The organism is Corallococcus exercitus (assembly GCF_042231735.1).
In the GTDB taxonomy this organism is placed as follows: Bacteria; Myxococcota; Myxococcia; order Myxococcales; family Myxococcaceae; genus Corallococcus; species Corallococcus exercitus_B.
This window is the reverse complement of sequence record NZ_CP102577.1, coordinates 7,885,773-7,908,484: the sequence shown is the minus strand read 5'-3', so window position 1 is coordinate 7,908,484 and position 22,712 is coordinate 7,885,773. Positions and strand designations below refer to the sequence as shown.

13 protein-coding genes are annotated in these 22,712 nt (G+C 71.2%); 4 read left to right on the top strand and 9 right to left on the bottom strand.

Annotation, left to right across the window (positions count from 1 at the left end):
* Window positions 1-58 precede the first annotated feature (58 nt).
* The 3 genes from NR792_RS31825 to NR792_RS31815 all read right to left on the bottom strand — a co-directional run bounded on the left by NR792_RS31825 (window position 59) and on the right by NR792_RS31815 (window position 1,732).
* On the bottom strand, window positions 59-892 hold the full coding sequence (locus NR792_RS31825; RefSeq protein WP_375756472.1) for a tetratricopeptide repeat protein: 834 nt from the start codon (window positions 890-892) through the stop codon (window positions 59-61).
* Entirely contained in the window at window positions 889-1,446 is a 558-nt protein-coding gene (locus NR792_RS31820) for an RNA polymerase sigma factor (protein WP_375756471.1), read from the bottom strand. Before NR792_RS31820 ends, NR792_RS31825 begins: the two co-directional genes overlap by 4 nt.
* Before the next feature lie 112 nt (window positions 1,447-1,558).
* Window positions 1,559-1,732: a hypothetical protein gene (locus NR792_RS31815; protein WP_375756470.1), complete on the bottom strand. Its 174-nt coding sequence runs from the start codon at window positions 1,730-1,732 to the stop codon at window positions 1,559-1,561.
* Between the two features lie 146 nt (window positions 1,733-1,878).
* Between NR792_RS31815 and NR792_RS31810 the strand changes: the two genes are divergently transcribed.
* On the top strand, window positions 1,879-2,886 hold the full coding sequence (locus NR792_RS31810; RefSeq protein ID WP_375756469.1) for a cupin-like domain-containing protein: 1,008 nt from the start codon (window positions 1,879-1,881) through the stop codon (window positions 2,884-2,886).
* Window positions 2,887-2,894: 8 nt separating this feature from the next.
* Here NR792_RS31810 and NR792_RS31805 read toward each other — a convergent pair whose 3' ends face one another.
* Window positions 2,895-5,651 carry a CHAT domain-containing protein gene (locus NR792_RS31805; protein WP_375756468.1) on the bottom strand — a complete coding sequence of 919 codons (2,757 nt, stop codon included), beginning with the start codon at window positions 5,649-5,651 and terminating at the stop codon, window positions 2,895-2,897.
* 514 nt (window positions 5,652-6,165) lie between these two features.
* Between NR792_RS31805 and NR792_RS31800 the strand changes: the two genes are divergently transcribed.
* Window positions 6,166-7,245 (top strand): polysaccharide lyase, encoded by a 1,080-nt coding sequence (locus NR792_RS31800; protein ID WP_375756467.1) that lies wholly within the window; start codon window positions 6,166-6,168, stop codon window positions 7,243-7,245.
* A 193-nt stretch (window positions 7,246-7,438) separates the two neighbouring features.
* Window positions 7,439-8,974 (top strand): RICIN domain-containing protein, encoded by a 1,536-nt coding sequence (locus tag NR792_RS31795; RefSeq protein ID WP_375756466.1) that lies wholly within the window; start codon window positions 7,439-7,441, stop codon window positions 8,972-8,974.
* Window positions 8,975-9,061: 87 nt separating this feature from the next.
* Here the strand turns inward: NR792_RS31795 and NR792_RS31790 are convergent, their stop codons facing one another.
* The 4 genes from NR792_RS31790 to NR792_RS31775 all read right to left on the bottom strand — a co-directional run bounded on the left by NR792_RS31790 (window position 9,062) and on the right by NR792_RS31775 (window position 13,687).
* Window positions 9,062-10,612, bottom strand: a complete 1,551-nt coding sequence (locus tag NR792_RS31790; protein WP_375756465.1) for a DHA2 family efflux MFS transporter permease subunit — start codon at window positions 10,610-10,612, stop codon at window positions 9,062-9,064.
* 6 nt (window positions 10,613-10,618) lie between these two features.
* Window positions 10,619-11,899 (bottom strand): HlyD family secretion protein, encoded by a 1,281-nt coding sequence (locus tag NR792_RS31785; RefSeq protein ID WP_375756464.1) that lies wholly within the window; start codon window positions 11,897-11,899, stop codon window positions 10,619-10,621.
* Between the two features lie 47 nt (window positions 11,900-11,946).
* A complete protein-coding gene (locus NR792_RS31780) occupies window positions 11,947-12,453 on the bottom strand; it encodes a MarR family winged helix-turn-helix transcriptional regulator (protein ID WP_375756463.1) in 507 nt (168 codons plus the stop codon).
* Window positions 12,454-12,583: 130 nt separating this feature from the next.
* A complete protein-coding gene (locus NR792_RS31775; RefSeq protein WP_375756462.1) occupies window positions 12,584-13,687 on the bottom strand; it encodes a glycerophosphodiester phosphodiesterase family protein in 1,104 nt (367 codons plus the stop codon).
* Between the two features lie 41 nt (window positions 13,688-13,728).
* Between NR792_RS31775 and NR792_RS31770 the strand changes: the two genes are divergently transcribed.
* Complete coding sequence (locus NR792_RS31770) at window positions 13,729-13,962, top strand: hypothetical protein (protein ID WP_338265483.1); 234 nt, start codon at window positions 13,729-13,731, stop codon at window positions 13,960-13,962.
* A gap of 25 nt (window positions 13,963-13,987) precedes the next feature.
* Here NR792_RS31770 and NR792_RS31765 read toward each other — a convergent pair whose 3' ends face one another.
* On the bottom strand, window positions 13,988-22,663 hold the full coding sequence (locus tag NR792_RS31765; protein ID WP_375756461.1) for an amino acid adenylation domain-containing protein: 8,676 nt from the start codon (window positions 22,661-22,663) through the stop codon (window positions 13,988-13,990).
* Window positions 22,664-22,712: the final 49 nt, after the last annotated feature.

Here is a 22,712-nt window from a genome sequence, read left to right as displayed (position 1 = left end):
CGCGCGGAGCGCCCGGTGGTGGACGCTCGTGACGCGCGGGGGAAGCCAGGATGCTTCTTCAGCGAGCAGCTTCGTCGTGCAGGTCCTTCGCCAGCTTGCGCGCTTCGTCGCTCCAGCCGGGCTCACCCAGCGCGGACACCTGCTCGAAGGCGAGCGCGGCGGGCTCCTTCTGGCCCAGGGCGCGCAGCGCGAGCCCGCGGTTCCACAGCGCCTGGGGGTTGCGCGGATCCGCGCGCACCACCGGCTCCAGCAGCGCCAGCGCGTCCTGGTAGCGGCCGTCCTGCAGCGCCACCACCGAGAGGTCGATGTCGCGCGCCAGCGACGCGGGCTCGCGCGCCAGCACCGCCTGCGCCTGCTGCCACTGGCCGTGCAGCACGTAGGCCGCGACGATGCCGCGGAAGTCCTTGCGCTCCTCCATCTCCGCCAGCGGACGCAGGGGCAGCGTGACCTTCCCCGCCTCCGCGCCGTCCGCGCCACCGCGCATGGGGCTGTAGGGACGGTGCTTGTCCGCGCGCGGATCAGACAGGCGCGCCTCCAGCTCGCGGGTGGTGTGGTTCTCCAGGAAGACGACCGCCGGCACTTCCGAGGCGGGCATCATGCGCGGCACGAAGATGGCGCAGAGGCTGGCGGCCATGGCCAGCGGCGCCACCACGCGCGCGTTGCGGCGCACCCACGCGCCCAGCGCCACCACGTTGCCCTCCGGCTTCACGGCCGGCTGCTCCACCACGCCCGTGCCCAGGGCGCGCGCCGCCAGCAGCTCCAGCTGCAGCAGGTCGCGCAGGCCGCCCTCGCAGGCGGCGCAGCGTGGCAGGTGGTTGCGGAACCCCTCGGCGTCGGACTCGGACAGCTCGCCGTCCATGAAGAGGTGCAGCCGGGTGCAATGCGCGTTCATGACTGGACTCCCCGCTCCCGGGCTACCGCGACGCTCGGAAGCAGCAGTTCCCTCAGGTCCCGGCGCGCCAGCGTCAGCCAGCTGCCCACGGTTCCCACGGGAACGTTGAAATGTTCGGCGATCGCCTGGTAGCGGCGACCCTCGGCGTGAAGCTTGTACGCGTCCCGCAGGTGCGGCTTGAGCTGCTCGATGGCCGCCTGGAACGCGTCGTTGCCCACCAGCTCCCAGTTCTCCCGGTCCCCGTCCCCCGTCACCGGCAGGTCCTGCACCAGCGCCAGGTGCGGCAGCCCCCGGCTCTCCGTGCGCTGCCGCCGGCAGTGGTCCAGGAACCGGTTGGTCATCGTCGTGCACAGCCACGCCGCGCACGCCGCTTCCGTCCGGTCCTTCAGGTGGCCGTACTCCGGCAACGCCCGCTCGAAGGCCTCCTGGACCAGGTCTTCCGGGTCCAGGATGCCGCGGGCGCACAACCGCCGCGCCACCGCCAGCAGGCTGGGCCGGTGTCGCTGGATGAACGCCTCGAAGTGGCGCTTTTCCCGGTTGAAGAGGTTGGCCATGACACAAGGCCCCGAAGTGACTGGTGGGCTTTCCTGACTAAAGACGCCGAGCGGTTCGTTTCTTGAGAGAAAAATGCCCGGAAGGGCAGACAGGCCTGCCGGGCCAGGCCGCTCAGCGAGCGGCTTGCGCCCCCTCCAGCAGGGGAGGCACCGACGGCGGCGGCAGCGGCCGGCGGCGGCGCGGCGCCCGGTTCTCGCAGTTGACGTACGAGCCCTTCACGTGTGGGGCGCTGTGGTCCGGCTCGAACGCGCCAGAACGGGGAGAGGACAGGTCTCCGGGGGTCATGAATGGCTTCTCCTGGTACGACGGAAGTCCAGCGTAAGCATGGGATGGGTGGAAAAAGACGGACGGGGCTGTCCATACCACGCCCCGCCGCACCGGCAGGAGGGGCCCCCCCGGGCCAATCCTTCAAGGATTTCAAGGAGTTCTGAATGAACGAGGACAAGTCCCTGCTGCGTCCGGAGTGGCGTCAGTGGCTGGCGGAGAACCTGGCCCTGGGGGTGGGTGTGGAGGAGGTGGAGGGGGTGCTGGTGGGAGCGGGCGTGTCCCAGGAGGTCGCGCGCGCGGAGATTGCCGCGGCGGAGCAGCACCCCTACTTCCAGGCGTGCCGCCAGGTGGCCCGGCACTTCGGGTGGCTGGAGTCGCTGATGGAGACCTACAGCGCGCTCCGGGCCCAGGACGGGGGCCGCGAGCTGGAGGTGCGCGAGGGGCTCACCCCGGAGGAGTTCTTCCGCCGCTACTACTTCGGCCACCGGCCGGTGGTGCTCAAGGGGGCGATGAAGGACTGGCCCGCGATGAAGAAGTGGTCCGTGCCGTACTTCCGCGAACACTTCGGGCGGGTGGAGGTGGAGGTGATGACGGGGCGCGACGCCAACCCGGAGCACGCGGCCCAGCAGGACCGGCACCGCTCGCGGATGCCCTTCACGGACTTCCTGGCGATGGTGGAGTCCGGCCGGCGGACGAACGACTACTACATGGTTCCGCGCAACGACAACTGGAGCCGCGAGGGGCTGTCCGCGCTGCGCGAGGACCTGCGCGCGCCCGAGGGCATCATCGACCCGTCGCTCCTGGCGGATCAGATGACGCTGCTGCTGGGCCCGGCGGGCACCGTCACCCCGCTGCACCACGACAACATGAACATCCTGCTGGGCCAGGTGATGGGCAGGAAGCACGTGAAGCTGGTGCCGTCCTACGAGCGCCACCGGGTGTACCCGCACCGGGGCACCTTCAGCCACGTGGACGCGGGCGCGCCGGACCTGGTGGCGCACCCGCTGTTCGCGGAGGCCACGGTGCTGGAGACGGTGCTGGAGCCCGGGGACATGGTGTTCCTGCCCGTGGGCTGGTGGCACTGGGTGAAGGCGCTGGACGTGAGCGCCAGCGTCACCTTCCACCACTTCGTCGTCCCCGGCGGCAACACGCACCTGGATGCCCCCCCGTAGCAAGCGCCTCAGTCCGCCTTCTCCACCAGAAGCACCGAGCGTGTCCACCCGGCCCGGCCGTCGCGCGCGAGCCACGCCTGGCGCTCGTCGCGCAGCGCGACGGCCGCGGGCGAGCCCGCGTGGATGCGCCGGCGCACGCCGTCGAAGAAGCGGCCCGCCGCGTCCGGGATGTCCACCGTGGAGGCCAGCACCGCGCGGGCGCCCGAGTCGATGAAGGCCGCCGGCAGGCTGAAGGGCTCCGTGCTCTGCAGCGCCGTGGTGCGGCCCGCGCTGCACGCGGCCAGGAACACGGTGGGCTCGCCCTTGAGCTTCTGCTCGCGCACCACGTCCGCGGTGAGCGCGTAGCGGCCGTTCACCTCCGGGGACAGCACCACCAGCGACGCGCCGGAGATGCTGGGGTCGGTGATGCCGTGCGCGTGGATTTCAATCTCCGTGGCGTCCGCCATGCTCTCCAGCACGCGCGAGGGCGTGGCGTCCGAACCGGACAGCACGTTGGGCGGCGCGCTCCCCGGCTCCGCGTCCGGCGTCCACGTGGGCAGCCGGGGCAGCTGCAACAGCGACGGGGCCTCCACGCCGGCCACCACCAGCCGGCGCGCCGCCTGGGCGCTGGCGACCGGGCGTGGGCCCTGGGCGCGGCCCAGGCGGAAGCTCCACGCGATGTCGGAGGGCAACAGGTCCGTGCGGCCGAAGACAGGGGCCCACGCGAGCACGTCCACGTGGTCGCAGCTGGCGAGCGTCTTGCGCAGGCCTTCCGGCACCAGGCGGGACGAGTCCGCGCGGGCGAAGGGCTCCTTGCGCGTGTCGTCGTAGTGCCCCTTCACCTCGCCCTGGGGGCCCAGCGCCACCAGCACGGTGCGCTCGGCGTGGACGCTGGCGGCCAGCGCGCACCGCGTGGGCACGGGCGTGCCCAGCTGCGCGGCCATCAGCCCCACCACCTTGGGGAACTCGCCCGCGCGGCCCGCGTCCACCGCGAGCGACGAGTAGCTGAGCGCCCAGGACTCGCGCCCCAGCGCGTCGCCGCGCGGCAGGGTGTCCGCTTCCTTGATGGCGTTGCGCAGGTGGCTCTCGCCCTTCGCGCGGTCGCGGTCCAGGTGGAAGCGGCCCTCGAGATAGTCCGCGTAGACGCGGTCGCCGCCCTGCACCACCGGGCCCGACAGCGTGTTGGCGGTGACGCGGGAGAGCCACTCCGCGTCGCTGGGGCCGGAGCTGGAGCGCGTCAGCTCCGCGAGCGTGGCGCCGAACACCGGCTCCATGGGGTTGTCCGCGCAGGCGGCGGCGATGTCCAGCTCGCGCCGCGCGTCCTGGGGCCGCAGGTCCAGGTAGTGCAGGTGCGCCAGCTGCACGTGGGGCCAGGCGCAGCTGCGCGTGGGGCCGCGCGCCATCCACTCCTCCAGGTAGGCGCGGGCGCTGCCCAGGTCGTTGCGCGAGCGCGCCACCTGGCTCAAGACCTCCAGCACGCTGAACTCCAGCTCCCACTCGCGCAGCTGCCGGGCGCCGGCCCAGAGCACGCGCGCGTGCTGCTCGGACTCCGTCACGCGCTGCATGTCGTAATAGAAGATGGCCAGCCGCTTCTCCAGCTCCAGGCAGCGCACCGACAGCGCGCTTTCGCGGCAGCGCTGGAGCGCGCCGAAGAGCCGCTGCTCGGCCTTCCACCACGCACCGTCCGAAATCTCCTTGAGGGCCTGGTCGCGGTCCGCGACGTAGGTGAACCAGGGGTCCTCCATCCGCTTGATGCGCTCCAGCGTGTCCTTGAGGTGGTTCAGGGTCCCCTTGCGCGTGCGCATGAGGGCGCCCAGGTAGATGTCCTCGTCGCCGGACAGCCGCGCCCGGTCCAGCAGCGCCTCCGGGACGGCGTGGCCCGCGCGCAGCGACTCGGCGTACTGCCGCGCCAGGTCCGCCCGGCGGGAGAAGTCGCGCTTCGCCACGCGCTGCACGTAGTCCGTGAGCACGCTGCCGCCCTGCACCCGGTCCAGCTCCTTCGCCAGGGGCAGCATCGCCAGCACGCGCTCCTTCGACGGCGCGGCGCGCACGGCCTCATAGAAGACGCCGCGCACCGTACCCGGGAGCTGCCGGGCCGCGTCCAGGGGCAGGGGCGCCTTCGGGTCCTCCACCAGGGCCAGCGTCGCCTCGCGCGCGGCCTTCCACTGGCGCTGGCGCTCCAGCGTGGCCTCGCGCAGGGCCAGCGCCTGGGCGTGGGCTTCACGGCCCCAGCCCTGCTCGTTGCGCTTCGCCACCTGCTCGAACAGCTCCGACGCGCGCAGCGTCAGCCCCATCTCGCGGAACACCAGCGCGCGGTTCCACAGGGCCTGCGTCAGGCCGGGCTTCGCGGCCAGCGCGCCGTCCAAGAGGCGCAGCGCGCGCTCATGGTCGCCCCGGGCGAGCGCCACCGCCGCCAGGTCGCTGTCGCGCTCCGGGGAGGCCGGCAGGCGCTCCAGGAAGGACGCCGCCTGGCTCCACTCACCCTCCAGGGCATAGGCCGCCGAGATGCCGCCCCAGTCCTCCCGGGCCTCCATGCGGGCGAGCGGGCCCAGGGGCATCGGCTCGGCGGGCACCGGGCAGCCGCCCGCGGGCGCGCGCGAGCGGTAGCGGTCCGCTTCTGGATGCGTGAGGCGGGCTTCGATGCGGGCCGCGGCCCGGCGGTCCGCCCAGAAGGTGTCGGGAACGGACTGCGGCTGCGCCCGGGGCTTCACGGCCGCGATGCCCCCCGCCAGGAGGGGGATGGCCAGCGCCAGCGCCCAGAGACTCTTCTTCGCCGGCTTCACCATGCGGTCCCCTCGGGCGTCTCCCCCCTGCCGCCCTTCCGGGACGTTCTACACCAACCTCCGACGAACGCCGACCTGGCCTCGCGTCCTGCCTCCAGGCGTCCCATGACGCGGTGGGCAGCAAGCCGGTGGGAAAACAGGCGCATCGGATGTTTTGGGTGACACACGCTCCAATAGACGGGCTGCACCGCCGATCTTGAAAAAAGGCGCCACTTCCCACGTTGGCCGCAAGAGGGGGACGGGACGCCGGGACGTCAGGTTGTTGGGGGGATGACGCTCGGGGGCTCGGCTGCACGGCTGCCTTCACCTGATGGTTTGAGCGCCCGCATCCACCCGGAATCACATGCTTCGGCATGCCTGGGGAAGTGGCGGGCGACAGGGGCCTGTCTCCCTCATGCCCCGGCGGGCGTCCCGCCGAGCGCGCGTGCGGCAGGGGCTTGGCAGGCGGGACGGGGCGGGAAGGCTTTTTCTCCGTCACGTGTCCTCGTGGCCCAACCCGGACCGAAAGGACCCCTGTTTGAAGCGACTCCTTCAGCTCGTTGCCGCGGCCTCCCTGATGCCGGCTCTCGCATCCGCCAGCATCATCTGGAAGGGCGACTTCGAGACCGGCAACACGTCCCAGTGGACGCGGCAGCAGAGTGTTGCCAACAGCCGCTTGCAGGTCGTGACGGATGTGGTGCGTGACGGCAGGTACGCGCTCAAGGCCACCGTGAAGCAGGGCGATGATCCCATCAACGCCAGCGGCAACCGCAACGAGCTGCTCTACCTGACCCACGAGACGCAGGGGAAGGAGTACTACTACAAGTGGAGCACGCTCTTCCCGTCGAACTACCCGGTGCATGACTCGTGGCAGGTCATCACCCAGTGGCACCAGGAAGGCTGCTGTGGCTCGCCGCCGCTGGAGTTCTTCGTGCGCGGGGACAAGATCAACCTGCGCGTGGGCGGTAACACCACGCCCGTGCTGTGGCAGACGTCCATCGACAAGGGCAACTGGCACGACTTCGTGCTGCACGTGAAGTGGTCCTCGGACAAGAAGGCCGGCTTCGTGGAGCTGTGGCACAACGGCCAGCACGTGCTGCCGAAGACCTACGGCGCCAACCAGTTCGGCAAGGACCTGAACTACCTGAAGATGGGTCTGTACCGCGACGACGCCATCAAGCCCGAAGGGTTCATCTACCACGACGGCTTCACCATGGCGACGACGCTCGAGGACGTGATGCCGCCCGCGCCCGCGCCGGTGGAGGAGCCCGCGCCCACCACTCCCGTGCCGGACGACACGACGATTCCCCCGGGCGACACGACCTCCCCGGGCCCCACCACGCCTCCGGTGGCGGAGACCCCGACGACGACCACGCCGGACGTGCCCACCACCCAGCTGCCCACCGTGGGCGGCAAGACCCCCGGCGTCCCCACCACGCCCGTGTCCAACAACCCCAATGGCCTGCCGGACTCGTCCGACGCCATGGCGGGGGGCTGCAGCGCGTCCGGCACGTCCGGCACCCTGCCCTTCGCCGCCGCTCTGCTGATGCTGGGCGCCGCCGTGCTGCGCCGCCGCCGGGCCCCCGCCCGCGCGCTGGCCCCGCGCGCGAAGCGCTGACTTCCGCCCGTCACCGAAGCAAGTTCTCCTGGCCCGGTGCGTCCTCGTGACGCACCGGGCCTTCTTGTTTCCAGGGACTTTCTTCGGCCACGCAAAAATGTCGGAGAATTTAAGCAATTCTTGAATTGATTGACCTTCGCGGCTCAGTCGGGTTTCGCTCCGGGCTTCCCCGCAGCACGAAAGGCAGGACCCGATGAAGCGGACCCTCGGTCTGTTCTCCACCGCGACGGCGCTGTTCGCCGGCGCCACGTTGAGCGTCGTTCCCTCGCTGGCGCTGGCGGCTGCCTCCCAGGATGAAGCGGCGCGCGCGCACGACGTGTCGCCGGAGCTGCTCTCCGCGATGCAGCGGGACCTGGGGCTGACGGCGGACGGGGCGAAGCGGCGGCTGGCGTCGGAGGCCGCGGCGGTGCGCGTGGAGGGGACGCTGCGCGCGGAGCTGGGCGAGCGCTTTGGCGGCGCGTGGATGAACGCGGACGGCAGCGCGCTGGTGGTGGGCGTGACGACGGACGCGGACGCGGAGGCCGTTCGCCGCGCGGGGGCGGTGCCCCAGAAGGTGAAGTACACGCAGGCGGAGCTGGAGGCGGTGAAGGCCCGGCTGGACGTGCATGGTGGCGAGGCGAGCCGCACGGTGCACGCCTGGTACGTGGACGTGATGACCAACAGCGTCGTCGTGCTGGCGCAGGACTCCGCGCTGACGGGCGGCACGGACTTCGTGGCGAAGGCGGGCGTGAAGCACGCGGCGGTGCGCACGGTGCCGTCGCGCGAGGAGTTCAAGCCGGTGTACGACCTGCGCGGCGGTGACGCGTACTACCCGGGGGGCTCGCGCTGCTCCATCGGCTTCCCGGTGGCGGGCGGCTTCGTGACGGCGGGCCACTGTGGCGGGCCGGGCACGGCCACCAGCGGCTTCAACGGCGTGGCGCAGGGCACGGTGGTGGCGGCCAGCTGGCCCGGCGCCGACTACGCCTGGGTGCGCACCAACGGCTCCTGGGGGTCCCAGCCGTGGGTGAACAACTACGCGGGCGGCAACGTGCTGGTGTACGGGTCGCAGGAGGCGGGCATCAACGCGTCCGTCTGTCGCTCGGGCTCCACCACCGGCTGGCGCTGCGGCGTCATCACGCAGAAGAACGTCACGGTGAACTACTCGGCGGGCGCGGTGTACGGCCTGACGGCGTCCAGCGCGTGCGCGGAGGGCGGCGACTCCGGTGGCTCGTGGCTGTCCGGCAACCAGGCGCAGGGCGTGACGTCCGGCGCGGGCGGCAACTGCACCTCCGGCGGCAACACCGTCTTCCAGCCGCTCAACCCCATCCTGGGCGCCTACGGCCTGTCGCTCACCACCACCGGCAGCGGCGGCTCCGGCGGCCCCATCATCGGCCTGGCGAACAAGTGCATCGACGTGCCGAACTCCAACACGGCCGACGGCACCCGCCTGCAGCTGTGGGACTGCAACGGCACCAACGCGCAGAAGTGGACCTTCATGTCGGACGGCACCGTGCGCGCCTTCGGCAAGTGCATGGACGTGGCCTGGGGCTCCAGCGCCAACGGCACGGCCATCCAGCTGGTGAGCTGCAACGGCAACCCGGCGCAGCAGTTCATCCTCTCCGGCGCCGGTGACCTGGTGAACCCCCAGGCCAACAAGTGCGTGGACGTGACGGGCGGCAACTCCGCCAGCGGCACCCCGCTGCAGCTCTGGGAGTGCAACGGCACCGCCGCGCAGAAGTGGCGCCGGTAGTCGTCCCCTGCTCCTGCTGAAATGAAGAAGCGCGGGCCCCCAACGCAACCGGGGACCCGCGCTTTGTCGTTTTCAGAGGCCGTGTGGCTAGTGCGCGCCTTCCACCTTCACGTTGGGGTCCGCCCGCTGGAGCATGAACACCAGGACGAGGGCGCAGACGAACAGCGCGGCGAGGATGAGGAAGTTCGCGTTGAAGGCCCGCACCAGCGCCTGCGCGCTGATGCGCTGGCTCAACAAGCCGTAGGCAGCGCCCGTGGGGTTGAGCACGCCCCTCGCGGCCATGGCGCCCGTCATCGAGGCGACCTGTTCCTGGGCCACCTGCCCGTAGACGTCCACGTGCGAGGTGATGGCGGTGACGTTGGCCTGGGTGGAGCGGCTGAGCGCGCTGCTCATCCACGCGGTGCCGATGGAGCCGCCCAGTTCGCGGGTGAGGTTGAAGAGGCCCGCGGCGTTGCCTCGCTGCTCCGGGCGCAGGTTGCTGAGCGCCATCACCGACAGCGGCACGAAGATGAAGCCCAGCGAACAGGCGCGGATGAACACCGGCGTGATGAGGGTGATTTCATCCACGCGCGTGGACAGGTGGCCGTTGGTCCACAGGGACAGGCTCACGCCCAGGACGCCGAAGCCGATGAGGAACCGGCCGTCCACCTTGCCGCCGAACTTGCCGATGAGCGGCATCAGCAGCACCTGGATGGCGCTGCCCTTGAGGAAGATGAGCCCGATGTCCAACGCCTCGTAGCGCATCACGGAGCCGCAGAAGAGGCTGAAGAGGAACGAGCCGGAGAACAGCGCCGTGCCCACGAGGAAGTTCACCCCCGTAGCCGCGGAGTAGGAGCGGTTTCCGAACACGCGCAGGTCCACCACGGGACTGGGGGTCTCCAGCTCGTGGATGACGAAGGTGATGAGCGCGATGCCCGCGATGACCGCCAGCAGGGTGATGAGCCGGCTGTCGAACCAGTCCTCGCGGTTGCCCTCCTCCAGCACGTACTGGAGGCACGCCATGCCCACCGCCAGGAGCGCGATGCCGTTCCGGTCCACCTTCTCCGTGGACGGTTCGAAGTGGGGCTGCTCGATGGAGCGCCACGCCATGTAAGCGGCGAAGAGGCCCACCGGCACGTTGATGAGGAAGATCCAGTGCCAGCTGGCCGCTTCGATGAGGAGGCCACCGACAGTGGGCCCCAGCAGCGGGCCCGTCACGGCGCCCAGGCCGAAGAGGGCGCCCGCCATGCCGTGCTCCTCGCGCGGGTAGCGGGCGAAGAGGATGGCCTGGGACGTGGGGATGATGGCGCCGCCGCCCATGCCCTGGAGGATGCGGAAGGCCACCAGCGAGGGCAGGTTCCACGACAGGCCGCACAGCACGCTGGCCACCGTGAAGAGGAGGATGGAGAACGTGAAGTACTTCCGGTAGCCGAAGCGGCGCTGCAGCCAGCCCGTCATCGGGATGACCACCACGTTGGCCATCATGTAGCCCGTGGACACCCAGGCGATCTGATCCAACGGCGTGCCGAAGCTCGCGCGGATGTCGCTCAGGGCCACGTTGACGATGGAGATGTCCAGCACGGACATCAGCGCCGCGGCCATGGCCGCGATGGTGATGCCCGTCTTGGAACCTTGGATGACGTCGCGGCGTGCGTCCACGGGGGGTTACTCCGCCTTCCGGGTGTCCACCGCCGCGGTCTTCCGCGGCTCCGGCTTCGCGTCCGTGTCCACGGTGACGTAGGCGCTCATGCCGGGCTTGATGGGCAGCTGCTTCAGGTCACCGTCGAAGCGGATGAGCACCGGGATGCGCTGCACGACCTTCACGAAGTTGCCGGACGCGTTGTCCGGGGGCAGCAGGGCGAAGCGCGCGCCGCTGGCGCCCGCGAGGCTGTCCACGTGGCCCTTGAACGAGTGGCTGCCGAAGGCGTCCACCTCCAGCTCCACCGGCTGGCCCGGGCGCATCTCACCGACCTGGTCCTCCTTGAAGTTGGCGACGACCCAGATGTCGTTCTGCGGAACCACGGCCATCAGCGGGCGCTCCGGGCCCACCATCTGCCCCACCTCCACGGTGCGGCGGCTGACCACGCCGTCCACCGGGGCGCGCACCTGGGCGTAGGACACGTTGAGCTCCGCGAGCGTCAGCGCGGCGCGCGTCTGCTTGAGGCGGGCCTCCGCCAGCTTCAGCGCGGCCTGCGCGGCCTGCACCTGCACGGGGGCCGTCTCCGCGGCGGAGAGCTTGCCCTGCGCGGCCTCCAGGCCACCGGAGGAGCTCTGGATGCCCGCCTCGGTGGAGGTCAGCCGCGCGCGGGACTGGTCCAACGCGGCCCTGGCCTGGTCATAGGAGGCCTGGCGGGCGTCGAGGTCCGCCTGGGCCACGGCGCCCTGCTCGCGCAGCTGCTTGATGCGGCCCAGGTCCGTCTCCGCCAGCTTGAAGCGTGCCTCGGACGCGGTCACGTCCGCGCGGGCCTGGTCCAGCGCGGCCTTGGAGGAGCTGATGCCGCTGGAGGCCTGGGTGACGCCGGCGCGGGCCTGGCGCAGGTTGGCGCCCGCGTTGGCCTCCGTGAGGGTGAGCTGGGCCTGGGCGTTGGACAGCTGGGCCTCGGCGCTCATCACGTCGGCGCGGGCGACCTCCAGGCGGGCGTCCAGGTCCGCGTGGTCCAGCTCCACCACCACGTCGCCGGCCTTCACCGCCTGGTTGTCCTTCACCAGCACGCGGGCCACCTGCCCGGCCACGCGCGGCGACACGTTGGCGATGCGGCCTTCGACCTGGGCGTCGTCGGTGGACTCGTGGCCGTGGGTGAGCAGGAAGCGCGCGCCGCCGCCCAGCACCGCCACGCCCACGAGGATGGGCAGCACCTGCCTGGCGCGGGAGCGCTTCGCGGGCTTCGCGGCGGGGGCTTCAGGGGCGGGAGCGGCTTCCAGGTTCGAGGCGGTACGGGTCGTCATGGTTGTTGCTCGGGACGGCTGTGGAAGATGGGGTGTGGGAAGGCTGCTCAGGGGTCCCGCAGGGCGGGGATGCCGGAGGACACCTTGGCGAGCAGGGCGCGAAGGGTGTCCCGCTCATCGAGGCTCAAGGGAGCCATGAGCGCGGCGATGCGGCGGTAGTGGTCGGGCATCATGCTCAGGATGAACTCGCGGCCCTTCGAGGTGAGGTGCACGGAGTACATGCGCCGGTCCTCGGGGTGGTCCCTGCGGGAGATGAAGCCGTCCTTCTCCAGCGTGTCCAGGAGCCCCGTGATGGTCGCGCGGCTGCACTGCGATAGCTCCGCGAGGTCCGCGGGCCGCAGCGTCTCCCCCGCGTCCTCCGCCGCGAAGAGCTGCACCAGCACGACGAAGCGTCCGTGGGACACCCCATGCCGCGCGAAGTGCGCCTCATAGGCCTCGGTCAGCTCATTGGAGAGACGGAGCATCGTCAGACAGGTTTCGATGGCGCTCGGGTCGAGCGCGGGAAACCGCCTGGCCATCTGCTTCAGCCGCTCGTACCGGGGCACGAGCTTCATCGGCGTGGCGTTTCTGGGACGGGGAGGAGCCAAGACACGACGTCTAGTAAGGCCCCTAACGATTTTGCGCAAGGTGATTTCGTCGCCTGACTAAATCCTTGATTTCACAACCGGGAGATGGACCGTCTGGCTACTCGGCTGCCTTCGACTCCGCGTCCGTGGGAAGGCTCTCCAGGAGGAGAGCGACGCGCAGCTCCGGGTGACGTTGCTGCATGGAGCGCACGGCGCGCAGGTCGAAGGACTGCACGTCGGCCCGATCGGCGAGCCCTGCCTCCAGGATGGCCCGGGCGACCGCGTCGCCGTGCGCCGGGCTGACGGCGGCCATCGCGGACGTCCGTTTGAGTTCCACGTTGAAGCGGATGCGCCGGGCGTTCCGGGCGCGGAGCGGATCACGGGCTTCGTGCGCGGCGTCCGCCTGGTCCGCCGCGAAGGCGAACACCTGGCGCAGCGTGGGGACGCTGTAGGGGTGCGGAAGTCCTGTGCGGGCGGCGAACGCGACGGCTTCGGGCGAGCGGGCGCGGTCGTTCGTCTGTTCCGGGCGGTCCGCGAGGAGCCGGTCGCAGACGAAGCCGGTCTGGAGCCGCGCGACGGTGAGGGTCGCGATGGGAATGGGAGCCGTGAGCGGGCTTCCATCCGCGTGGCGGCACTTCGCCGGGGACAGGTCCGGGTCGTGGGAGAGCACGGGGACGCCGTCGGCGGTGAGGACGGTGTCCAGCTCCAGCGTGGTCATCCGGTGGTCGAGCGCGGCCTCGAAGGCAGGCAGCGTGTTCTCCGGCCGCAGGTTCCGCGCGCCCCGGTGGCCTTGCGCATCAAAGCGCTTCGGGTCGATGAGCCCGTCCGCGTCCAGCAGGTCACCCGGGGTGCCATCCCCGTTGGCGTCGAAGTCGCGTACTGCCTGAGCGAGGAGGTCCGGCCGGTCGCTGATGATGCCGTCCACGCCGCGCTGGAGCAGGGCCTGCATCGTGGGCAGGTCGTTCACGGTCCAGACGATGACGGGATGACCAGCGGCGCGGAGGCGTTCCAGGTCGATGCCGCCTCCGCGCTGGAGCAGCCGGGCATCTGGAGAGCAGACGGGAGGCCTGCCGCGAGCGTGCGCACGCAAGGTGTCCATGAGGCGCACCGTGGGGTCGTCCGCTGGCGTGCTGGAGGCGCGGCCGTTCCGCGTGCATGCGCCGGCGAGACACGCCGCGAGCATCCCGAGAGGAAACCACCGGGTGAACGATGCCGTGCGCATGGGCTGCCTTCCCTCGTGGGGTCGGTTAGGAAGCTGAAGCGATGGACGTGAAGGATGCCACCGTGCAGGCAGCGCTGCGTCAGGCGTGCGACGACGCGGGCCTGCCCTTGTCCCTGCGCGGCTGCGTGTATCCGCTGCTGCGGGACCCGGAGGGTGACTGGCCTCCGTGCTGCGGCGGAGGCTGCATGCCGTGCACGTCCACACTGGCGGACGTGGCGCTGCGCACGCTGGAGCTGCTGGGCACGCCGCGACGCTCGCCCCTGCCTCCGGGGTGATCAGCCGTGCGGCCCCGTCTTCCCTTCATCCCGCGTCGAGGTCATCGCGTCCCGCGTCCCTTCCCGCCGTCAGCTGCTCCCGGATGAGTCGCGCCACCTCCGCCACCGAGGGCTCCTCCATGACGGTGAAGTGGTTGCCTCGCACGTCGTGGGCCTGGAACGGAGCGGTCGTCAGCGCCTTCCACCACTCCGCCGCGTGTGAATCCAGCACCGCGTCCCGCTCCGTGGCCCGCAGGTACACGAGCGGCACCGCGTGACGTCCCGGCGCGTACGCCGCGATGGCCTCGTTGGTCGCGAGCACCACGTCGCGCAGCCGCGCGTCGAGCTCCATCGCCGTGCGCAGCCCTTCCGCCGCGCGCGGGGAGATCTCCTGGAACGCATCGATGAGCCGGAGCACGTCCCCCACGCTCCGGATGCCCAGCCTGCGCGAGTCATCCACCGTCACCGTGTCGATCTGGATGACGCCCGCCACGGAGTGGCCCCGCTCCAGCAGCACGGCCGCCATCTCGTACGCGATGACGCCGCCCGACGAATGGCCGCCCAGCCAGAAGGGCCCCTGGGGCTGGAACGCCAGCAGCTCGTCCACATACGCGCGCGCCATCGCCGGCACGTCGCGGTAGAGCACTTCACCAGGCTCCAACCCCGACGCGCGGAACGCGTGCACCGGCGTGTCCGTGCCCAGCCGCTTCGCCAGCGGCAGGTACGTGTAGACGGTGCCTCCAATGGGCTGCACCAGGAACAGCGGCGTCCGTCCACGCCGTCCCGCCTGGAGCTCCATCCGCAGCGGAGCCTCCTTGAGGAGCGGCCTCCCCGTCCGCTCCAGCTCCTCCTGGACCGCATGCACCCAGGCGCCCAGCGTCGGGTGCTCCAGCACCGCGTGCAGCGACAGGCTGACCGACAGCCGCGACTTGAGCTCGCGGTTGAGCTGCACGACCAGGAGGGACGTGCCGCCCAGCTCGAAGAAGTGGCTGTCCGGCGTCAGCGTGTCCACGCCGAGCAGCTCCTTCCAGAGCGCCTCCATGGCGGCCCGCACCTCCTCGCGGCTCAGGGCCCGGGGCTTGCTCGTGACGGGAGGCTGCACGGGCCGTGGCGCCTTCTCCGCCAGCGAGTACCGCTTGCGCTCGAAGGGATACGTCGGCAGCACGACGCGCCTGCGCGGTCCGCTTCCGCGCACCTGGCTCCAGTCCACGGGGAAGCCCACGGACCAGAGCTGTCCCACGGCCTGGAGCAGCGCCTGTTCATCGCTCTCCGGCGGGTGACGCCGTCCCGCGTGCGCGCCGAGCGTGTGCAGCACCAGCCGCTCCCGTCCCACCCGGGGGTTCAGCTGCGCCAACGTGGAGAGCGTCCGGCCCGGCCCCACCTCCACGAGGATCCGCTCACGGTCCTCCAGCAGCAGCTCCAGGCCGGTGGAGAACCGGACCGTGTGTCGCAGGTGGCGGGCCCAGTACGTGGGGTCGTGCGCGTCGTCCCCGGTCAGCCAGGTGCCCGTGACGTTGGAGACCAGGGGAATCGCCGGGGACTTCGGGCGCATCGTCCGGGCCAGCTCCGTGAGCGGCTGCATCGCCGGCTCCACGAGCGCGGAGTGGAACCCCTTCGTGCGCGGCAGCCACTTCGTCTTCACGCCCCGCTCCAGCAACCGCGCCGCGAAGCCCTCCAACGCTTCCAGCGTCCCAGCCACCACGCACTGACCCGGCCCATTGACCGCGGCCAGGGACAGGCCGGATGGCAGCTCCTGCGTCAGCACGGCCTCCGACAGGGGCACGGCCAGCATGCTGGAGGGCGGCAGTGCGTCGCAGAGCCGGCCGCGCAGCGCGACCAGCGAGACGGCCTGCTCCAGCGACAGGACGCCGGAGAGGCAGGCAGCGGCGTATTCGCCCAGGCTGTGGCCCAGGAGGCTCGCCGGGTGGAGGCCCCAGGCGACCAGCAGCTTCGCCAGCGCGTACTCCGTCGTGAAGATGGCGGCCATGCCCAGCGAGGGCGCACGGAGCGCTTCCTCCGCTCGCGTCCCGCCTTCGTCCGTGAGCAGCGCGGCGCGAAGGTCGCGCTCCAGCTCCCGGCCGAAGTGCGCGGCGCATTCGTCGAAGGCTTCGCGATACGCCGGAGCGCGCCGGTACCACGCCGCGCCCATGCCCGCCTCCTGCGTGCCCGTCCCCGGGAACAGGAAGCACACCTCCGGAAGCGGAGTGGAAGCGAGCTGCGCGGAGCCGTCCCGCCGGAGCTTCGCGATGGCCTCCTCGGGTGTCTCGCACGTGACGGCGCGCCGGTATCCGAACGCCGTCCGGCCCTCCTGCAACGTGTATGCGACGTCCGCCAGTGACTGCCCCGGATGCCGCTCCAGGTGCTCCGCGAGTCGCCGCGAGGCCGCGCCCAGCGCCTCCCCGCTCCGCGCCGAGAGCGTCAGCACCTCCATCGCCGTGCCCGCGGCGAGGACTCTCGCGGGCGGTGCCTCCTCCAGGACGACGTGCGCGTTCGTCCCGCCAATGCCAAACGCGCTGACTCCCGCGAGGCGCGGGAAGCCCTCGGGCACGGCCCACGGCCGCCCTTCCCGGCTCACGACGAAGGGCGAACGCTCCAGGCCCGCTTCCGGATGCGCGTGCTCGAAGTGGACGGTTCCCGGAAGGAAGCGGTGCTCCAGGGCCAGCGTCGTCTTGATCAACCCCGCCACCCCGGCCGCCGAGTCCAGGTGCCCCACGTTGCTCTTGAGCGCCCCCAGGACCACCGCGGGCTCGGACGCCTCCCGCGCTCCGAAGGCGAGCCGCAGCGCCTGGACCTCCAGCGGGTCGCCCAGCGGCGTCGCCGTGCCGTGGGCCTCCACGTAGGTGATGTGGCGAGGGGCCACGCCCGCGTCGGCGTGGGCCCGCGTGATGACGTCCCGCTGTCCCTCCACGCCCGGAGCGGTGAAGCCGACCTTGGCGTTGCCGTCGTTGTTGATGGCCGAGCCCCGGATGACGGCCTGGATGGAGTCCCCGTCCCGCAGCGCGTCCTCCAGCCGCTTGAGCACCACGATGCCGACACCGCTGGAGGGCACCGTGCCCTGCCCCTTCGCGTCGAAGGGACGGCAGTGGCCGTCCGGAGACGTGATGCCGCCCTGCTCATGGAGATAGCCGGACGGGCCGGACGCGAAGAGGGAGACGCCCCCCGCCAGGGCCACGTCGGACTCGCCCGTGCGCAGGCTCTGGCAGGCCAGGTGCACGGCCACCAGCGACGTGGAGCAGGCGGTCTGCACCGTGAGCGCGGGCCCGCGCAGGCCCAGCTGGTACGCCGTCGCGGTAGCGAGGAACTGCCACGGATTGCCCAGGCTGGACCGGTACGACTCCGAGGCCACGGACATGGAGCGGAAGCGAGGCAGCACCTGGTCCAGCCAGTAGCGAGGCACCCCCGAGCCCGCGAACAACCCCGCCTTGCCGGGCAGCCGCTTCGGGTCGTAGCCCGCCGTCTCGAGCGCCTCCCAGGCGCACTCCAGGAACACGCGGAGCTGCGGATCCATCAGCCGCGCGTCCAGCGGGCTGTAGCCGAAGAACGCGGCGTCGAAGGACTCCACGTCCTCCAGCAGGCCCGAGGCCCGGACATAGGCGGGGTCGTCCAGGAGCTGGGGATCCTCGCCCGCCGCGAGCAGCGCCTCCCGGCTGAACCGTGAGAGCCCTTCGCGTCCCTCCACCAGCAACGTCCACAGCGCATCGACGCTGGGGGCTCCCGGGAACCGCCCCGCACTGCCGATGACGGCGATGTGCTCCGAACGCGCGGGGCGTCGCTCGGGCTCCGGTGCCGGCTCCAGAGCCACTGGGACCGGGCGTGGGCTGGAGTCCGCGTCCAGGTGGCGCGCGAGGGCTTCGAGGGTCGGGAACTGGAACAGCGTGGCCATGCTCACGCGGATGCCCAGCTCCGAGGCCAGCGCGGACTGGACCCGCGCGAGCAGCAGCGAGTTCCCGCCCGCGTCGAAGAAGCCCTCCTGCCTGCCGACGCGTTCCACGCCGAGAATCCGGCACCAGATGCGCTCCAGCGCCTGCTCCCGCTCCGAGGAGTGAGTGGCTTCGGGAATGGCCCGGCCCCTGACGGAGGGCAGCGGCAGCGCGTCGCGGTCCAGCTTCCCCGTGGGCCCCAGCGGGAAGGCCTCCAGCAGCACCAGCTCCCGGGGAACCATGTGAGGGGGAAGCGTCTCGCCCAGCGAGTCCCTGAACGCGGGCGTCAGCAACCGTGACGCCGTGGCGGCATCCCGGGGGATGACGTAGCCCACGAGGTGCCGCTCTCCCGCGAGCAGCCGGGGCTCGACCACGGCGTCCCGAACTTCGGGATGCTTGCGCAGCGCCGCCTCGATTTCGCCCAGCTCGATGCGGAAGCCGCGCAGCTTGAGCTGGCGATCCGACCGTCCATGGAAGTCGATGCGGCCGTCCGGCCGGTGGCTGGCGACGTCGCCGCTCTTGTAGAGGCGGGCGCCCGGCTCCGCGCTGAAGGGATGGGGGATGAACCGCTCCGCGTCGAGCTCGGGCCGGTTCAGGTAGCCGTGCGCCAGCCCCTTGCCCCCGATGTAGAGCGCGCCGCGCACGCCCACGGGGACGGGCGCCAGGAATTCATCCAGCAGGTAGACCTCGTAGCCCGGGAGCGGCGTCCCGATGGCGTACGGGCCCTGGCCCGCGGTGCACTCCATGCTCGTCGTGAAGACCGTGGCCTCGGTGGGCCCATACACCTGGAGGAACCGGCGGCCCGGAGCCCAGGTGTCCACGAGCCGCGCGGGAAGCTCCTCGCCACCAATCGCGAGCGTCTTCAGGTCCGGAAGCGCCCGCCACGCCATGGAACCCAGCGCCGCCGGCGTGAACATCGCGATGTGGATGCGCTGTTGCTCCAGGAAGTCCGCCAGCTCCTCACCGGCGGCCACGTCCTCCTGGGCCAGCAGGCACAGCGTGGCGCCGGAGGAGAGCGTCGGGAAGATCTCCCCCACGGAGAAGTCGAAGCCGAACCGGGAGCACTGCGCCACGCGCAGCCCCGGTGCGAAGCCGAAGTCGGAAGCCACGGTCCCGGACAGGTGCGCCGCGCTCCGGTGACCGATGCGCACGCCCTTGGGCTGGCCCGTCGAACCGGAGGTGTAGATGACGTACGCGAGGTCATCCCCGGTAACGTGGACCCGGGGATTCTCCTCCGAGCCACCGCGCACCTGCTCCAGCGCGATCACCGGAACGCCCGCGCCCTGCATGAGCGCGAGCGTCGCCTCCTGCGCGAGGATGCACTTCAGTCCCGCGTCTCGCGCCGTGAACTCCAGCCGCGCGCGCGGATACGCGGGGTCCAGCGGCACGTAGGCCGCGCCCGCCTTCAGCGTCGCCAGCATGGCGATGATCAGCTCGAAGGACCGCTGGAGGCACACCCCCACGAAGTCTCCGGGCCCGATGCCCTGCGACAGGAGGTGATGGGCCAGCCAGTTCGCCTCCGTGTTCAGCGCCCGGTAGCTCAGGGTTCGGCCCTGGAAGACGAGGGCCGGCGCGTCCGGCGTGCGCTCCACCTGCGCTTCGAACGGGTGATGCAGGCAGTCCGCGTGCGGCACGTCCTCCACGGGTCCCTGTGCCCATTCGAGCAGCCGCGTCTGCTCCGCTTCGGAGAGCAGCGGCAGCGTCGCCACCGGCCGCTCCGGGGTCCGCACGGCCTCGCGCAGCAGCGTCAAGAAGTGGTCGCTGAGCTGGTGGATCATCCAGGGCTCGAAGACGTCCAGCGCGTACTCCCACCGCACGGACATGCCGTCCGGCCGCTCATCCAGCTCGATGGAGAGGTCCAGCTTCGACGTCCCCGTGTCGATGTCGTGGGGCTCCACCCGCCAGCCCGACTCCGGCACCGCGATGCGCGGCTCCAGCGTGCAGCACACCTGGAACAGCGGATTGGCGCCGGGGATGCGCGGCGGGTTCACCGCCTCCACGATGCGCGGGAGCGGCGCGTCCTGGTGTTCGAGCGCCTCCAGGCAGACGTGGCGCACCTGCGCCAGCAGGTCCCGGACGCTCAGCCCCTGGGGGAACCGCAGCCGCAGCGGCAGCAGGTTCACGAAGTGCCCGGAGATGGCCTGCGACTCCTCGCGGCTCCGTCCGGAGAAGGCGCCTCCGACCAGGAGGTCCTCCGCGCCGGAGTAGCGGTGCAGCAACGCCCCCAACGCCGCCAGCATCGTCATGAAGAGCGTGGCGTCCTCACCGCGTCCCAGCGCCTTCACCGACTCCAGCAGGTCCCTGGGGATCCGCACGACGTGCTTCGCCCCCCGGAAGGTCGGGACCGGAGGCCGCGCATGCTGCGTGGGCAGCTCCAGGTGCGGCGCCCCTTCGAGCGCCTGCTTCCACCATCCGAGGTGCGGTGCGATGGCCTGCGGGTAGCCAGCCCCCTGCTGCCAGACGGCGAAGTCGCCGTACTGGAGCCGTGGGGGCGGTAGCGCGGGGGCCTCCGCCAGGCAGAACCGATGCAGTTCCTGGAGGAACGCCGCCATCGTGAAGCCATCCACGATGAGGTGATGCATCACCAGGACGAGACGACTCTCCATCGCGCTCAGCCGGATCCACGTCGCCCGCAGCAGCGGCCCGTGCTCCAGGTCGAAGGGCGCACGCGCCTCCTGGGTGGCCAGCAGCGACGCCTTCGCGCTCCGCAGGCTCACGGGAACGGCGCGCAGGTCCACGCGTCGCAGGTGGAACGGCACCCCGGCCTCCACCCGCTGGAAGGGGCCCTCCGGCGTGGAGCCGAAGGTCGTTCGCAGCACTTCATGCCGGGCGATGAGGGAAAGAAACGCACGCTCCAGCGCATCGGGCTGGAGGTCACCGGGCAGGTACAGGGTGAAGGGCTCGTTGTAGACGGCGCTTCGGGGAGCCACCTGCTCCAGCAGCCACAGCTGCCGCTGGGCATCGGACAGGGGCAGGGGCCGCGTCCGGTCCACCGGGACGATGGGCGGCAGGGCGAGGCGACGCCCCTCCTTCCGTTCCTGCTCCACCAGCCGCGCCAGCTCCGCGATGTTCGGACTGTCGAAGAGCGTCCGCACGGGCAGGCGGACCGACACCGCCTGCTCCAGCCGCTCGATGAGGCGGATGGCGAGCAGCGAGTCCCCACCAGACTCCATGAAGCGGTCCTGCCTTCCGGCCTGCTGCGTCCCCAGGACCTCCGACCAGACGCGCGCGATCTCCCGCTCCAGCGGCGTGCTCGGCGCTTCCCCGTCCCCACTCCCGAAGCGCGGCGCCGGAAGCTTCTGGGACTCCACCTTGCCACTGGAGTTGAGCGGCAGCCGGTCCAGCACCATGACCGCATGCGGGAGCATGAAGTCCGGCAGCTTCGAGCCCAGATACGCGCGCAGCTCCGTGTCCTCCAGGGCCGCGCCTTCACGCCGTGAGACATACGCGACGAGCCGCTTGTCGCCGGGAGACGCCTCGTGCACCCGGACCACGGCGTCACCCACCCGGGCATGCGCGCGCAGGACGCTTTCAAGCTCTCCCAGCTCGACCCGCGCGCCGCGAATCTTCACCTGGTGATCCACCCGCCCCAGGAACTCCAGGTTGCCGTCCGCCAGCCACCGCGCCCGGTCCCCCGTCCGGTACATCCGCGCTCCGGGCACGTCGCTGAACGGATCCGGGAGGAACCGCTCGCCGGTCAGGGCAGGCCGGTTCAGGTAGCCCCGCGCGAGCCCTTCTCCGCCCAGGTACAGCTCGCCTGCCTCACCGGCGGACAGCGGCCTCCCCGCGTCATCCAGGACGTGCAGCCGGAGGTTCGCGAGCGGCCTGCCGATGGGAATGGACCGCCCCGGTTCTGGAGGCACGTGGAGCTCATACGCCGTCGCGGAGGTGGTGCACTCGGTGGGTCCGTAGCTGTTGAGCAGTCGTTGGGGCTTTCCCCGCGCCATGACTCGCGCCACCCACTTGGGGTCCAGCACGTCACCGCCCACCATCAAGACGCGGAGCAGGCCGAATGCGTCCGGGATGGCCTCCGCCAGTTGATGGAACAGCGACGTGCTCAGCACCGCGGCGGAGATGGCATCACGCCGGAGCTTCTCCGCGAGGAGCGGAGGCGACAGCAGGGTCTCCCGTGAAACCAGACACAGCGTCGCTCCATTCAGGAGCGCGCCCCAGACCTCCAGCGTCGAGGCATCAAAGGCATACGACGCGGCCTGGAGCACGCGGTCCTCGCGCCGGAAGCCCATGAAGCCCGCATCCAGCACCAGCCGCGCCACGCCCCGGTGCGGGATGCACACGCCCTTGGGCCTGCCCGTGGAGCCCGACGTGTAGAGCACATACGCCAGCGAGTCCGGCCCCGCCCCGCCCTTCACGTTCACGGCATCCAGCTCTTCCGGAGGCTCATCCGGAGTGGGAGCTGCGACGACGTGTCCCTGGAAGCGCAGCCCCTGGATTGCCTCGCGCCGTCCCACGAGGACCCGCATCCCGGAGTCCTCCACCATCGCGGCGAGCCGCTCCGAGGGATGGCCTGGGTCCAGCGGCAGATAGGCGCCTCCTGCCTTCAGGATGCCCAGCAATCCCACCAGCGTCTCCGGTGTGCGGTCGACGTGGATGCCCACGGGCTGGTCGGGCCCGACGCCCAGGGCCTGGAGCCGCCGGGCCAGCCGGTTCGCGCGACGGTTGAGTGCGTCATAGCGGACCACGCCCCCTTCGAAATGCACCGCCACGGCTTCCGGTGTGTCTCGTGCGTGTGACTCAAACAACGTGGCGAGGTCCGGCCCCGGGCGCGCGGTGATGAAATTCATGACGAGTCATTGCCCCCCACCTTCTCAACGCACAGGGCCGGGAACCTTC

What these genes read in the sequence shown, in the direction of transcription:
- NR792_RS31825 (WP_375756472.1), bottom strand. Translation starts at nt 892, where the DNA reads ATGAACGCGCATTGCACCCGGCTGCACCTCTTCATGGACGGCGAGCTG.
- NR792_RS31820 (WP_375756471.1), bottom strand. Translation starts at nt 1,446, where the DNA reads ATGGCCAACCTCTTCAACCGGGAAAAGCGCCACTTCGAGGCGTTCATC.
- NR792_RS31815 (WP_375756470.1), bottom strand. Translation starts at nt 1,732, where the DNA reads ATGACCCCCGGAGACCTGTCCTCTCCCCGTTCTGGCGCGTTCGAGCCG.
- NR792_RS31810 (WP_375756469.1), top strand. Translation starts at nt 1,879, where the DNA reads ATGAACGAGGACAAGTCCCTGCTGCGTCCGGAGTGGCGTCAGTGGCTG.
- NR792_RS31805 (WP_375756468.1), bottom strand. Translation starts at nt 5,651, where the DNA reads ATGGTGAAGCCGGCGAAGAAGAGTCTCTGGGCGCTGGCGCTGGCCATC.
- NR792_RS31795 (WP_375756466.1), top strand. Translation starts at nt 7,439, where the DNA reads ATGAAGCGGACCCTCGGTCTGTTCTCCACCGCGACGGCGCTGTTCGCC.
- NR792_RS31785 (WP_375756464.1), bottom strand. Translation starts at nt 11,899, where the DNA reads ATGACGACCCGTACCGCCTCGAACCTGGAAGCCGCTCCCGCCCCTGAA.
- NR792_RS31780 (WP_375756463.1), bottom strand. Translation starts at nt 12,453, where the DNA reads ATGAAGCTCGTGCCCCGGTACGAGCGGCTGAAGCAGATGGCCAGGCGG.
- NR792_RS31775 (WP_375756462.1), bottom strand. Translation starts at nt 13,687, where the DNA reads ATGCGCACGGCATCGTTCACCCGGTGGTTTCCTCTCGGGATGCTCGCG.
- NR792_RS31770 (WP_338265483.1), top strand. Translation starts at nt 13,729, where the DNA reads ATGGACGTGAAGGATGCCACCGTGCAGGCAGCGCTGCGTCAGGCGTGC.
- NR792_RS31765 (WP_375756461.1), bottom strand. Translation starts at nt 22,663, where the DNA reads ATGAATTTCATCACCGCGCGCCCGGGGCCGGACCTCGCCACGTTGTTT.